The 13,661-nt window shown below is 57.7% G+C and carries 10 protein-coding genes and 1 pseudogene; 9 read left to right on the top strand and 2 right to left on the bottom strand.

All coding sequences use genetic code 11. The features are described from left to right. Nucleotide 1: 1 nt before the first annotated feature. The 7 genes from AC2EWF_RS00080 (at nt 2) to AC2EWF_RS00110 (ending at nt 9,106) form a co-directional block, all read left to right on the top strand. Entirely contained in the window at nt 2–796 is a 795-nt protein-coding gene (locus AC2EWF_RS00080; protein WP_483637336.1) for an ABC transporter permease, read from the top strand. Then, on the top strand, nt 793–2,088 hold the full coding sequence (locus AC2EWF_RS00085; RefSeq protein ID WP_483637337.1) for an ABC transporter ATP-binding protein: 1,296 nt from the start codon (nt 793–795) through the stop codon (nt 2,086–2,088). Before AC2EWF_RS00080 ends, AC2EWF_RS00085 begins: the two co-directional genes overlap by 4 nt. A gap of 90 nt (nt 2,089–2,178) precedes the next feature. Beyond that, the gene (locus AC2EWF_RS00090) at nt 2,179–4,098 is read left to right on the top strand and encodes a methyltransferase domain-containing protein (protein ID WP_483637338.1); all 1,920 of its coding nucleotides are present in this window, start codon (nt 2,179–2,181) and stop codon (nt 4,096–4,098) included. Next, the gene (locus AC2EWF_RS00095; RefSeq protein WP_483637339.1) at nt 4,095–5,048 is read left to right on the top strand and encodes a GDP-mannose 4,6-dehydratase; all 954 of its coding nucleotides are present in this window, start codon (nt 4,095–4,097) and stop codon (nt 5,046–5,048) included. The genes AC2EWF_RS00090 and AC2EWF_RS00095 overlap by 4 nt, the downstream gene beginning before the upstream one ends. Then, nucleotides 5,045–6,019, top strand: a complete 975-nt coding sequence (locus AC2EWF_RS00100) for a GDP-mannose 4,6-dehydratase (RefSeq protein WP_483637340.1) — start codon at nt 5,045–5,047, stop codon at nt 6,017–6,019. Before AC2EWF_RS00095 ends, AC2EWF_RS00100 begins: the two co-directional genes overlap by 4 nt. After that, entirely contained in the window at nt 6,016–7,035 is a 1,020-nt protein-coding gene (locus tag AC2EWF_RS00105; protein ID WP_483637341.1) for a glycosyltransferase, read from the top strand. Before AC2EWF_RS00100 ends, AC2EWF_RS00105 begins: the two co-directional genes overlap by 4 nt. A 28-nt stretch (nt 7,036–7,063) precedes the next feature. Then, nucleotides 7,064–9,106 (top strand): glycosyltransferase, encoded by a 2,043-nt coding sequence (locus AC2EWF_RS00110; protein WP_483637342.1) that lies wholly within the window; start codon nt 7,064–7,066, stop codon nt 9,104–9,106. Nucleotides 9,107–9,305: 199 nt separating this feature from the next. Here the strand turns inward: AC2EWF_RS00110 and AC2EWF_RS00115 are convergent. Next, a pseudogene (locus AC2EWF_RS00115) lies at nt 9,306–10,469 on the bottom strand (IS3 family transposase). 403 nt (nt 10,470–10,872) lie between these two features. On the opposite strand from AC2EWF_RS00115, the gene AC2EWF_RS00120 reads away from it, so the two are divergent. After that, nucleotides 10,873–12,702, top strand: coding sequence for a Wzt carbohydrate-binding domain-containing protein (locus AC2EWF_RS00120; RefSeq protein WP_483637343.1), 1,830 nt, complete (start codon nt 10,873–10,875; stop codon nt 12,700–12,702). A 31-nt stretch (nt 12,703–12,733) separates the two neighbouring features. Continuing rightward, on the top strand, nt 12,734–12,892 hold the full coding sequence (locus tag AC2EWF_RS00125; RefSeq protein ID WP_483638265.1) for a hypothetical protein: 159 nt from the start codon (nt 12,734–12,736) through the stop codon (nt 12,890–12,892). A gap of 150 nt (nt 12,893–13,042) precedes the next feature. Here the strand turns inward: AC2EWF_RS00125 and AC2EWF_RS00130 are convergent, their stop codons facing one another. Continuing rightward, the gene (locus AC2EWF_RS00130; RefSeq protein ID WP_483637344.1) at nt 13,043–13,597 is read right to left on the bottom strand and encodes a hypothetical protein; all 555 of its coding nucleotides are present in this window, start codon (nt 13,595–13,597) and stop codon (nt 13,043–13,045) included. Between the last annotated feature and the right edge of the window lie 64 nt (nt 13,598–13,661).

Raw genomic sequence — 13,661 nt, forward strand, 5'->3', positions numbered from 1 at the left:
AATGAAAGAAATGTTTCTTGCCATTTGGCGTTACCGACATTTCGTTCTGTCATCCATAAAAAATGATCTGCGTTCGCGTTTCGCCCGCAGCAAGCTGGGTGCCACCTGGATGATCCTGCAGCCATTGGCACAGGTTGCCATATATTCCTTGGTGCTTTCCCGCATCATGACGGCGAAGTTACCTGGGATCAACAGCCCGTATGCCTATTCGATCTACCTGCTCGCCGGTATGGCGGGCTGGTCGCTTTTCAATGAAATAGTGACGCGTTCGCTTACCGTCTTCGTAGAAAACGGAAACATGCTTAAGAAGATAATGTTTCCGCGCACGTGCCTGCCGGTCATAACGCTCGGCTCGGCATTAGTCAATAATGTGCTTCTGTTTCTGGTCATGATCGTTGTCTTTGTCCTGCTTGGGCACATGCCGACCGTTGCCCTGCTGTGGATTCCGTTGCTCATGCTCGTGACGGCTGCTTTTTCCATGGGGTTGGGGCTTTTGCTAGGTATCCTCAATGTATTCGTCCGCGATGTCGCGCAATTCATGAATGTTGTGCTGCAGTTGTGGTTCTGGTTAACACCGGTTGTCTACATGCCGTCGATCATTCCGCCAAGGATGCATGCAGCGATGGCAGCAAATCCCATGTACTGGATCATTACGGACTATCAAAGCGTACTCGTCTATGGGAGTGGCCCGAATTCATCAGCCTTGTTGGTGCTTGTGCTGGTTTCGTTGACGCTACTTGCGCTGTCGTTTTTGTTGTTCAGGAAGGCGGCCCCGGACATGGCGGACGTGCTATGACAAAGATTGCCTTGCAAGTTGACAATGTCGGCAAATCATTCAGGGAATACGGTGCTGAATGGCGCCGGTTTGGCAGCTGGTTTGGATGGCACTCACGTAAAATCAGGGATAACTGGGTGCTCAGGAATATCAGCTTTGCGGTTCGAAGAGGCGAGGCTGTTGGCATTGTAGGACAGAATGGTGCCGGTAAAAGCACCTTGCTTAAGTTGATTACCGGCACCTTGAGGGCGACGGAGGGGGCGGTGCGTGTTAGCGGCAGGATTGCGGCAATCCTTGAACTAGGCATGGGCTTCAACCCGGATTTGACAGGACGACAGAATGCCGCGCATATCGCGGGGTTGCTCGGTTTCTCGCGCTCAGATATTCAGTCGCTGATGCCAGAGATAGAGGAATTTGCTGAAATCGGCGACTATTTCGACGAGCCGGTAAGGACTTATTCAAGCGGCATGCAGATGCGAGTAGCTTTCAGTCTGGCAACCGCCGCTCGTCCCGAGATCCTCATTGTTGATGAGGCGCTTGCCGTGGGTGATGCCTATTTTGTCCACAAGTGCTTCAAGCGCATTCGCGAGTTTCGCGATGCGGGTACCACGTTGCTGATCGTTTCCCATGACAAGAGTGCCGTGCAGTCACTGTGCGACCGCGCGGTGATGTTGGATAAAGGGAAAATGGTTGCCGATGGCGCTCCTCAGGAAGTCCTCGACCTCTACAACGCGATGATTGCGGAGAAGGAGAACTCCACGGTGCAACAGCTTCGCACCGAGGCCGGTGCGGCCGTGACGGTGTCCGGGACGGGAGAGGCGACCATCGAGCGCATCTGGTTGGAGGATCGCCACGGCAATCCTGTCCAGTTTATTGGCGTCGGTGACCAGGCTGATCTGGTCATCCGGGTCTGTGCCAAGTCCGGATTGAGTCGGCTGGTCATCGGCTACATGATACGGGACCGTCTTGGCCAGTCTATCTACGGCACCAATACCTTCCATTCCGAGCAGGTGATCAAGAATGTATCCAGCGGGGATGTGTTTGAATTGCGTGCGAGCTTTCCAATGGACCTTGGCGTCGGAAGCTATTCTGTGTCAGTTGCGTTGACCGGTACGGAAACGCATCTTGTCGACAATTACGAGTGGCGCGACCTGGCCTTGGTCTTTACGGTGGCAAACACGCAGCGCTCGCAATTCGTCGGTACCGCATGGTTGCCGCCGAAGTTGACGCTGTCGTCTGACGGCAAGCCATTCGAGCTGGATAGGGGTGGTGGCTGCGACACCACGTCGGACTCCGTACTTATGCGAAATTGACCAGCCCAGTTCCCGGGATACTCACATCCATCTAGAGACCTGCGGCATTGCATTTGTGCAGACCAGTTAGTGTCGGCGCGGGAAACCGAAATGAGTTCGAAGAAGCACGTCAAACATACTGAATCGATACGGACTTCTGGGCTTCTGCCATTGCAGGAGGGGCTGAGCCTGGAAGAAATCATGGACAAGGTCCGGGGTGAAGTTCGAAGGAGCTGCCTGTCAGTTGGCTATATGACATCTGATGCTCGGCCAGTGGTCGATGCTGAACAGACTGCTGAGGTAAGGCCTGCGTCAGGCCGAAAGCTTGAGCAAGGTGCTGCTCTTAGTCTGGCGGAGATCATGCGGCGCTTGCATGACGAGCTTGAGCGTCGTCGTCGCGCCGTGAATTCCGCGGGTCAGTCTCGTCAGGAGCAGGCCAATCGTTCCGGGTATGCCGGTAGATTTCCCCGCTGGATTTCACCGGCCGTACGGCTCAACAAACCGGAATATGTCCTGCACGAATTGCTGCAGTATTCCGATGCGGATTTCGTGGACACAGCTTACTTCACACTGCTTCGACGCCCGGCGGACCCTGTGGGGAGGGAGCATTTTCTCGCGGCCCTGCGGAGTGGCGAGCTCGATAAAGTCGAGGTCCTAGGGAAGATTCGTTTTTCAGAGGAAGGGCGGCGCCAGTCCGTCCATGTGGACGGGTTGCTGCTCCCGTACAAATTGCACCAATGGCGTCGGGTGCGCGGAATCGGCAGGGTGCTGGCGTTCGCGATGGCCATCATCAAGTTGCCAAGGATGGTGATGCATCTGCAGATGCTTGACAATGCCGTCGCAATGCATTCCCAGAATCATGGGCAGTTGATAAACCGTATCGATGATGCCTTGGAGGCGCAATTTTCCGAGATCGACAAGGAATTTAGCTTCGTTCGTGCGGAGCTGTTGAGGACGACCGAGGTGAGAACTGCGGTTCTGGAAGCTGTGGAGGAGATTGCGGGTGAGCTGCAGAAACATCGCGCGGAGCTTGAGGTCTATAAGGCTGATCACGCTGCCTGCGAGGGCGACTTGCAGCAGCGACTGAGTACATATGAGACATCAGTTTCCAGACTGAATGACGAACTCCAGGCGCACAAGTCGGAGCAAGATCAGCGCAATCGTGCTTCAAGACAATGGATGGATGCGCTGGAATCAGTGAGGGCGAATCTCGAGGGTGATGTCGCCCACAATCGGCGTAGCATTCTGGATATCCAACGCCGATTGATGATTTTCTTGGACCGGGCTGCGGCGATGACACCGGAAGTTGACCAGCGTTTTTCGGTGGATGGTGGTCAGGAGGCGAATTCGGTTCTTAACGCAAATTATGTGTCGTTTGAGGACCAGTTTCGTGGCGAGCGGGAGGATATCAAGGCGCGCGCCGCCCCTTATCTGAGCGCATTAGGCGCCGCCGGCATTGACCCAGAAAAGGGTATCGTGCTGGACCTAGGGTGTGGCCGGGGTGAGTGGCTCGAATTGCTCGCCGAGCATGGCTATCGATGCCGCGGCGTGGATCAGAACAATGCGATGCTCGAGGAGTCGCGTGCCAGCGGACTTGATGTGGTTGAAGCCGATGTCATTGGCTACCTGCGTGGATTGAAGAATGATTCGCTGGCCGCGATCACCTCCATGCATTTGGTGGAGCACCTGCCTCACAACGTTCTTATCATGATGCTCGACGAAGCGATGCGTGTGCTGCAGCCGGGGGGCATGTTGATTCTGGAAACGCCAAATCCTGAAAACCTGACCGTGGGCGCCTGCTGGTTCTATCTCGATCCGACGCATCGCAACCCAATCCCTCCGGATCTTCTGCAATGGACCGTGCAGGAGCGTGGCTTCTCTCAGGTGGTCGTGCAGCGGCTTACCGAAAACAGGCGCGTATCCGACATTCAGCCAGTTTCGGAAAGCGTTCCGGGTGCCGAGCAGATCAACCTGATGGCTGCCTGGTTTACCGCGGCGCCGGATTATGCAGTTATTGCGAGAAAGCCATGAGTGCCGGAGGCCCGAAGACTGACAATGGTATTCCGGTCCGACGTTTATATGTCACCGGGGCATCCGGTTTCGTCGGTCACCATCTGGCACAGGTCGTCGCGGCGGGCGGGTTTGGCGAATGTGAGTTTCATCCGCTGCCACATGGCGTGGACATGCGGGATGCCGAGGGACTGCGTGCATCCCTCGCGGCGGTCAGGCCGGACTGGGTGATCCATCTTGCGGCGCAAAGCTTCGTACCTGATTCGTTTGCAAATCCGCGCGAGACATTCGACGTCAACTTGTTCGGTACGCTCAACCTGCTACTGGGCTTACGCGCCACTGGGTTCACCGGGCGCTTGCTTTACGTCAGTTCAGGTGACGTCTATGGGGCCGTACCAGAAAACGCCTTGCCGGTGTCCGAGTCGCAAATGCCTGTCCCCAGAAATCCTTACGCAGTCAGCAAGCTGTCTGCCGAGCATCTTTGCCGGCAATGGCACTTCAGCGAGGGGTTGGACGTGGTGATCGCCAGGCCCTTCAACCACGTCGGGCCGGGTCAGACCACACGGTTTGTGGTGCCAGGTTTTGCCAGCCAGGTGGCACGCATAGCGGCAGGCATCCAGCCGCCGCGCATGGTGGTCGGTGACATCGATGTAAGCCGGGATTTCTCGGATGTACGCGATGTCGTGCGGGCTTACGCCACACTGTTGCGCCAAGGCAAGTCCGGCGTGACCTATAATGTGAGCTCCGGGCAGGAAATAACGGTGCGATCGATCCTGTACCGACTTTGCCAGTTGGCCGGAGTGGAGCCGGTCATAGAAACAGATCAATCCAGATTCCGGCCAAATGAGCAGCGGCGCATGATGGCCAGTTGCGACCGCTTGCGGCGGGATACCGGCTGGGAACCGCAGGTTCCGCTTGAAACCTCGCTTGGACAGATACTCGATTATTTTAGGACGAAAGAAACGCCATGAAGAAAAACGCATTGATCACGGGGGTTACTGGGCAGGACGGCGCCTACCTCGCGAAGCTGTTGCTCGAGAAGGGCTATCAGGTTTTTGGCTTAGTTGCCAGACGTGGTTCGGACATGCGCTGGCGTCTGCGCGAGGTCGGCGTCGAGCATGAGATAAACTACATCGAAGGCGACCTATTGGACCTTTCGTCGCTGGCACGAGCGCTCGAAACCTCGAAGGCCGATGAGGTCTACAATCTCGCAGCGCAGAGTTTCGTCGGTACGTCCTGGCAGCAACCTATTCTGACTGCTCAGGTCAGTGGCGTCGGCGCAGTTCACATGCTCGAGGCGGTACGTCTGGTCAATCCCGCTGCGCACTTCTACCAGGCCTCCACCAGCGAGATGTTCGGCCTGATCCAGGCCGAGCAGCAGGACGAGACAACGCCGTTCTATCCACGCAGTCCATATGGCGTCGCTAAGCTTATGGCGCATTGGGCAACCGTGAACTATCGCGAGAGCCACGGGCTGCATGCCTCAAGCGGCATCCTTTTCAATCATGAATCGCCGCTGCGTGGAATCGAATTCGTGACCCGCAAAGTGACGCATGCCGCAGCCTCGATCAAGCTCGGCGTCCAGAAGGAGTTGCGCCTTGGCAATATCGACGCAAAGCGCGACTGGGGCTTCGCGGGTGACTATGTCGAGGCCATGTGGCTGATGTTGCAGCAGGCACAGGCGGACGATTATGTGATTGCCACCGGCGTCACCACAACCGTTCGCGACATGTGCCAGATCGCTTTTCGTCATTTGGGCATGAACTATGAGGATCATGTCGTGATTGATCCGCAGTACTTCCGGCCTGCCGAGGTGGACGTATTGCTGGGTAATCCGGCCAAGGCCAAGGCTCGGCTCGGCTGGGCACCGAAGACTACCCTGGAGGGACTGGTGGTCATGATGGTAGATGCCGACATGCGCCGAATCAGGGATTCGCTTTGAAAGTAGCCATCGTCACGGCTCGTTCGGCGGGTGGCGAGGCGGGTGGAGCCGAGCGTTTCTATGATGCGCTGATCGATGCCTTTCGTCAGGCCGGTCACGATGCCCGGGACGTGCCGGTGGTGGCCGACGAGTCGACGTTCGGGCATATACTGCAGAACTACCTTGCCTGCTACGACCTCGACCTCGCCGCCTACGACATGGTTGTTTCGACCAAGGCACCGACTTGGTTGGTCAGGCACCCGCGTCACGTCTGCTATCTGGTACACACGATCCGTGTGTTCTACGACATGTTCGACACGGTGTTCCCCGATGCAGGCAGCGAGCTTCGTGAGCAGCGGGACCTGATCCGTCGGATCGACAGCTTGGCGCTGAAACCACCGAATTGCCGTAAAGTGTTTTCCATTGGCAATGAGGTTTCCCGTCGCTTGCGCGAGTGGAACGGACTCGATGCGCAAGTCCTCCATCCGCCGTTGTGGAGCGATACGTTCCGTTCCGGAGTCTCGGGGGACTATCTGCTTCTGCCCGGTCGCTTGCATCCGTGGAAACGCGTGGATCTGGTGATACGAGCTATGCGCCATGTCTCCGCACCGCTGCGCCTGGTGATAACGGGGACCGGTGAAGCCGAGTCCGAGTTGCGAGCCCTGGCTGGCGACGATCGTCGCATCGAGTTCCGCGGCCGCGTGACGGATGTGGAGCTTGTCGAGCTGTACGCAGGGGCATTTGCTGTTCCCTTCACGCCGAACCGCGAGGACTACGGGTACGTCACGCTGGAGGCCTTCGCCAGTGGCAAGCCCGTGGTCACCTGCCAGGACTCGGGCGAGGCCGCCGCGATCGTGCAGCACGGTCAATCCGGATATGTCTGTGTGCCGGATCCGAAAGTGATCGGTGCGCACATTGACCAGTTATGGGGGGATCACACTCAGGCCGAAGCATTTGGCCGCACGGGAAATGCCTGGGTGCGGAATCTTTCCTGGGCCGATATCGTCGATCAACTGGTAGTTGCTTCAGGGGGATGAAAATGGATTTGCAGTGGGCATTGGAAGCATGAGTCAGGATTTGCTACGCGTCACTGTCATCGACATGCAGCCGATCACGCCGGCGGTAGGCGGAGGTCGCCAGCGTCTGCAGGGGCTTTACCATGCGCTGGGTTCGAATATCGAATGCACGTATGTCGGCTCCTACGATTGGCCCGGAGAGTCGTTTCGTGACCAGCAACTGACGCCGGGTTTGCGTGAAATTACGGTTCCACTCTCGGCCGCACACCATAAGGCAGCTGCTGCCGTCGCAAAGAAGATGGGTGGGCGCACGATGATCGACATTGCCTTCCCGGATCAGGTGCATCTGTCGGAAGAATTCCTGGCCATGGCACGCGCGCAGATCGCGTCGGCGGACGTGGTCGTGTTCTCCCACCCCTGGTGCTATTCGGCATTGCGCGGCGATCTGAAGGCGCGTCAACTGGTCGTCTACGATTCGCAAAATGTCGAAGCGCTGCTGAGGTTGTCGCTGCACGGCGATCTGCCGCAGGCCTCTTCGCTGCTGGCGCGCGTGGCTGAGGTCGAGTATCAGATCTGTCAGGAGGCTGATCTGGTATTGGCATGCTCGCATGAGGACAGAGAGATCTTTGCCCGCGTTTACGGTCTCGACTGGTCCAAACTCAGAGTCGTGCCCAATGGAATCTTCGCGTTCGCCCATGCTTTGCAGACTTCGGCGGAGCGGTTGGCAGCCAAGCACGCCCTGGGTGTGAGTCAGCAGGCCCTGGTGGTCTTCGTTGGGTCTGACTACGGTCCCAACAACGATGCCGCACGTTACGTGGGCCATCGCCTTGCTCTCGCCCTGCCCGAGGTGGCATTCGGGCTCATCGGCGGTTGCTGCAGCAAGCTCGCATCGGATGCCTTGCCACCGAATGTCATGGCGCTTGGGCAGTTGGATGAAAAGCAGAAGCTGCACTGGATGCAGGCCGCCGACCTGGCGGTGAATCCGCTGGCGGCCGGCTCCGGAACCAGTATCAAGATGTTCGACTTCATGGCTGCGGGATTGCCGGTCGTAACCACCGAAATCGGTGCGCGTGGCATTACCCATGTGGGAAGGGCTCCGTTCGTTGTGGCCGCACTGGACAATTTCGCCGATGCCGTAGCAGGACTGCTGCGCAACGAGTCCGCACTGGAAGAATACGCACTCCAGGCGCGCCAGACGGTCGAACAGTTTTATGCCTGGGAGCGCATCTCGCCGTCGCTCGGCAGCCTGCTTTCCGAACATCTCCGCAACAAGGGGCGGGCGCGCCCCTTCTTCACAGTCGTCATTCCCACCTATGAACGACACCAACGGCTCGACCGGCTGATGTTGCGCCTGGAGGCACAGGAGGAACGCGACTTCGAGGTCATCGTGGTCGACCAGTCCAGCGAGCGCTGGCTGAACGCGGATGTGAAAAGAGGCTTTCCGTTGCACTACGTGCACAGCGAAGTAAAGGGTGCCGTGCCTGCGCGCAATCTCGGCGGCCATCTGGCTTCGGGGCACATTATTGCCTTCACTGACGACGACTGTGAACCCATGCCCGACTGGCTGATGAATGCGAGGCACTGGTTTGACGACCCGATGAATGTCGGCATCGAAGGCCTGATCCGCTCGGATCACCTTGACGACCCCGCTTGGCGGCCGGTCACCAATATCGGCTTCGAGGGAATCGGTTTCATGACGGCCAACCTGATGGTGCGTAACGAAGCGTTCCAGCAGTTGGATGGCTTCGATGTTGCTTTCGACAGACCGCATTTCCGCGAAGACACCGATTTTGGCTGGCGTCTGCAAGAGCTTGGCATGGTGCCGTATGCGGCCGACGTGGAGGTGTTTCATCCTGCTCAGCGCCGCGACGTCCAGCGAGAATCGCTGGATGAACGCAACAGGTTCTTTGAAAAGGACGCGTTACTTCTAAAGAAGCATCCGGACAGGTACCGCGAGCTATTCTTCATGGAAGGGCATTACTGCAAGACAGCGGGATTCTGGGCACATTTCCAGCGGGGAATGGACATGCATGACGTTCCGCCACCCGACTGGGTAAACGATATTCAGAGGCTGCTGCACCCAAGTTCGTAGATACTCAGATCTTCCGCGAGTGGCCGGCACCGGTGAAACATTCTGGCCAGGCCACCGGTTGTGGCTGGCCAGTGTAGCCACTTCCATGCCCTCCCTTCTGTCACTAGCCAAAGTTGATCCTTCCTTGAGGATTGGTGCTCATGCTGCCGTTCTGCCATCGAGGCCGATCACTATGGAGTGGCCAGCCTTCCGTAGACACTCATTGGCCGGTTAGCGCGTAGCGCCGCTCAAACTCTACCGGTGACAGATCGCCAGCGGAACTGTGCCGGCGGATCGGGTTGTAGAACATCTCGATGTAATCGAACACGTCCGACCTTGCTGTGTCCCGGTTCGGGTAAATCCGCCGCTTGATCCGTTCCTTCTTCAGCGCGCCAAAGAAGCTCTCCGCCACCGCATTGTCGTGGCAGTTACCACGTCGGCTCATGCTCGGCACCATGCGGTGCGCCTTGAGGAACGACTGCCAGTCGCTGCTGGTGAATTGGCTGCCCTGATCGGAATGCACCATCACGCCCGGGCCGGGTTTGCGCTTCCACAGTGCGGCCAGCAAAGCCTGCAACACCAGGTCGCTGGTCATCGTGGGCTGCGTGGCCCAGCCCACGATCTGGCGTGAGTACAGGTCCATCACGGCGGCGAGGAACAGCCAGCCTTCGTAGGTGCGGATGTAGGTGATATCGGTCACCCACACCTTGTTCGGCGCTTCCGGGACGAAATCGCGGTTCAACACGTTGCCGACCACGCCGACCGGGCCACCGCGATGGCGCGGCTTGCGACCGTAGCCAACCTGCGCGCACAGCCCTTCGGCATTCATCAGGCGCCGCACGGGATGGCGGCTGCAGTGCTCGCCGGCTTCGCGAAGATCCAGCGTGACCTTGCGATAGCCGTACACCGTGCCGCTGGCGAGCCAGGCATGTTTGATCAGGCCGGCCAACCGTTGGTCCTCACGCTCGCGAGCGCTGGCGCCTTCGTGCAGCCAGGCGTAGTAGCCGCTGCGATGCACGCCGAGCACCCGGCACCCGGCACATCGCGCACAGGCGAAACTCGCGGGCATGGGCACGCATGAAGGCGTACTTCGCCTTTACCCCTTGGCAAAGTATGCGGCGGCTTTTTTTAGGATGTCGCGCTCCTCGGTCAGACGCTTGACCTCGGCCTTCAGCCGGCGAATCTCGGCCGCCTCGCTCAACACCGGTGCCGGCTCGCTACTACTGGCCGAACGCGCAGCCTGCTTGGCGGCCTGTACCCAGCCGTACAACGTGTGCTTGGGGATGCCGATCCGCGCGGCCACGTCCACCGTGGTGAAGCCGCGTTCCAGCACCTGCTTGACCGCCTCGGCACGGAACTCTGACGTGTACTGCTTGCCCTTCATGAACACCTCCGCCGTTGCCATCAATTATGGCCTCTGAGGTGTCTACGAAAAGCTGGTCACTCCACCTTAGCGGCGGCTGAGTTGCCCGCACAACTTCCGGTGGTTAGCGGCCGAAAGGGCGCATCTCTGGTTCACGTCTCCATTGCTGTCAACGCGCGCGCTGCGTGTGCGTTAGTTATTCGTGATCTTTTGCGATGTAAGCATGTCGCCGGAGGTTCCTGCAGTGGTGGGGTGCCGAAATATCTTGATGAGATGCGAAGAAGTGTCTTGTCAGACGTGACAAAAGCGTGACTACAGAAGCCGAATTCGCATATAAATTCTTATAAATCAATGACATAATGGGATTGATGCAAGCCTCGACTTGAGCGCAAAGCTCAAATGTTGCTGTGAAAAGAGGAGAGAAATGCGTAAGATATTTCATCTGCATTTGCCGAAAACCGGTGGCATGGCGTTGCAGGCATTTCTCGTTGAGCAACTGGGAGCTGCTCAGGTTTCCCCTGCGCTTGGAGGGATCAAGCTCACAGATGCCCTGTTGCAATGGCAAGATATCCAAGCCATCACCGGGCACTTTGCCGCCAAACAAGGGGATATCCTGCCTCGTGACCGTTTGTGCATGACGGTACTGCGTGATCCGATCGAGCGCTTTGTCTCCGAGTTCAGCTACAACAAGCACGATGTCGACGATCTCCTACTTGACGCCAAACGCTTTACGCACAACTTGGACGAATATTGCGAGAGTCTCGCTCGCGCGCCCGTTGAAACTTCGTCGGTGCAATTGGGCATGCTTTACCCGCTTGGCACAGATGTGCAGACACGCCTGACGACAGAAGAAAAGTTGTCCGCTGCCCGTGGGGCGCTAGACCAGTTCGAGCTGGTGGGCGTAACTGAAGAACTGGACGATTTTGCTGCCATGCTCACGGCCGTTATGGACTGGCCATACAAACCCTTGAGCCTAGTGAACGCCACGTCGAAACGTATGGCAGTGGAAAACCTCTCAACCGCCCAGCGGGCAATGATCCAGCGTCTGATCGAGCCAGAAGCCGAGCTGTACCATCATGCGCTTTCCCGATTTCGTCGAGACCGACGTGGATGGATCGGTCGTGGCCATGCCGTAGTGGTCCCAGGTTCAAATTCAGGCGAGGGCGATGAGGTGACATTTGCCAACGTCGCCGAATTTGCCGAGCCGAGGAACTTCGGTGACTTGCGCTGCGAAATCCTCAACGCCAGCGTCAGCGGGAGCGTCAGCGGATACCAGCAGGTAATGGCAGGCGAAGTGATGAATGTCACCATCGAGTTCGCCGCCAACCAACCAGTCGAGCAGCTCAATGTCGGCATCGCCATCAAGGACGAGCTAGGCATGCTCATGTACGGCAGCAATACCTTGCTGCACGGTTCACTGTACAGGCTGAACCTTGGGCGCTACGCGGCCACTTTCACGATGGTCAATCGTCTCGGCCCCGGACGTTATCAGCTGGATGCAGCCCTGATGCCCGGCGAGTCGCATTATGACGGTTGCTATCACTGGCAGGAGCAAGTGGCGGGCTTTGTCGTGGACGCCTATGCCGTGCAGCACTACGAAGGGCGGGTGCTTATGGATGCCGAGGTCTGGTTCGACGGTACATCACCCGGTGCCGCATGGCAGCGGGAGTCAGTCCAGCCACCCGGGATAGCGATACGCTCATTCGGACGATTGAATGGACCGTTGCAGGATTTTACGGCAATCATCGAGCCAATGGTCCCTGTTGACATCATGCCAAGCGCGGTCGACGGCCTGCTGCAAGTCAGATTGACAAACAATGGATCAGAGACCTGGCCTTCAAGCGGCCGGAACCCAGTACATCTCTCATATCGTTGGCGATTGCCTGAAAGCAGAGCCTCGAAAAGTCGCATTCCTGGCGGCTCTTCAAGTCAGCGAGTCTGGCGTGTGTTCGGACTCGCTTTCGCCCATCAAGCACTTGTACGTTTGATGCGACGAATCGCCCAAGATCGGCGTGAGGATACTGAAGTCTTTCGAGGTCACCAAAGCAGCGAAATGGTGGTGGCAGATGGATTGCGAACGGTCTTGCGGGAAGATATGTCGCCAGGGGCAAGCCAGATATCTGCCCTCCAGGTTCGTACACCAAAGGAAGCGGGACTTTACTTGCTAGAAATTTCCCTTGTGCAAGAGCAGGTGGCGTGGTTCTCCGATCGGGATGAGAACTCGGCTTGCTTTCTGATTATCGAAGTTCGTTGACGGTATAGCGGTCACCCGTCAGGCTTGCCGCTTGCTCACCGCCATCGAAGTCGAACGAGCCATCTCCGGCATCGGTGTGACGCGCGTGCTGGATCGCTTGGGCATCATTCGCGGCCCGCCCAAGACGATCCGCATGCGCGCTTTCTCTGTGCGGAAGCAGCGCGATCGACAGCCTGTTGCCGATCGTTGACGCCAGCCACGCACCATAGACAACGTTGCGGAGGAAGGGGAAGGTCAGCAGACGCTTGCCAATGGTCGGGCATACTACAGTCTCGGTAGCCAAGGTAAAACAAGAAGGGCCGGTGCAAGCACCGGCCCTTCTTGGCTTTCAGATGTCGGCTTATTGCGCCGCAACCGCAAGTGGCTTGCCGTTGCTATCGCAGACCTTGCCGGCAGCAGTATCGCTGCAGGCTTCGAAAGGGCCCACCTTAAGGGGCTTGGTTCCCCACTTGTCGAACCACGCGACATTCTCCTGAACGGGAAGGATTTCGGCGCTCCTTCCGAGGATCTTGTCGACAGGTAGCAGAATAGTGGCAGAGGCTGTGGCACCGGGTGTTACCTGCGGCAGATGCCCGCGGACGAGATCCTGGTCAACAATCTTTCCGGTGGCATCGATGCCATGGGCAGCGAGATTCACATTGTTCGGTGTAGTGGTAGATCCGAAAGTACCAGAGCCAGTATTTGTGACATTGACGGTCACGATAATGCTTTGTCCATTGGCCGATATCTCGGGGGGGCTACTCAGAGCCAGTGATGCCTGGTAGCTGCCTCCGCTCGTGGTGCTTGTAGAAGAAGACGTCTGTTGGTTTTCTGCTTGGTTACTTGAGTTGCAAGCAGAAAGCGCAATGAGACAAGTCAATGCCATTGAGGGAAATGCAATAAGACGACCTTTCATGCTCGATCTCCAGTGGGTGGAATTGATGATTGCACAGTTGCCGAGGAGCACACGAACCATACCG

It is taken from the genome of Rhodanobacter sp. sgz306013, assembly GCF_057031145.1.

Excerpts from the sequence above, each read along its gene's own strand:
- AC2EWF_RS00080 (WP_483637336.1), top strand. The coding sequence starts at position 2 with ATGAAAGAAATGTTTCTTGCCATTTGGCGTTACCGACATTTCGTTCTG.
- AC2EWF_RS00085 (WP_483637337.1), top strand. The coding sequence starts at position 793 with ATGACAAAGATTGCCTTGCAAGTTGACAATGTCGGCAAATCATTCAGG.
- AC2EWF_RS00090 (WP_483637338.1), top strand. The coding sequence starts at position 2,179 with ATGAGTTCGAAGAAGCACGTCAAACATACTGAATCGATACGGACTTCT.
- AC2EWF_RS00095 (WP_483637339.1), top strand. The coding sequence starts at position 4,095 with ATGAGTGCCGGAGGCCCGAAGACTGACAATGGTATTCCGGTCCGACGT.
- AC2EWF_RS00100 (WP_483637340.1), top strand. The coding sequence starts at position 5,045 with ATGAAGAAAAACGCATTGATCACGGGGGTTACTGGGCAGGACGGCGCC.
- AC2EWF_RS00110 (WP_483637342.1), top strand. The coding sequence starts at position 7,064 with ATGAGTCAGGATTTGCTACGCGTCACTGTCATCGACATGCAGCCGATC.
- AC2EWF_RS00120 (WP_483637343.1), top strand. The coding sequence starts at position 10,873 with ATGCGTAAGATATTTCATCTGCATTTGCCGAAAACCGGTGGCATGGCG.
- AC2EWF_RS00130 (WP_483637344.1), bottom strand. The coding sequence starts at position 13,597 with ATGAAAGGTCGTCTTATTGCATTTCCCTCAATGGCATTGACTTGTCTC.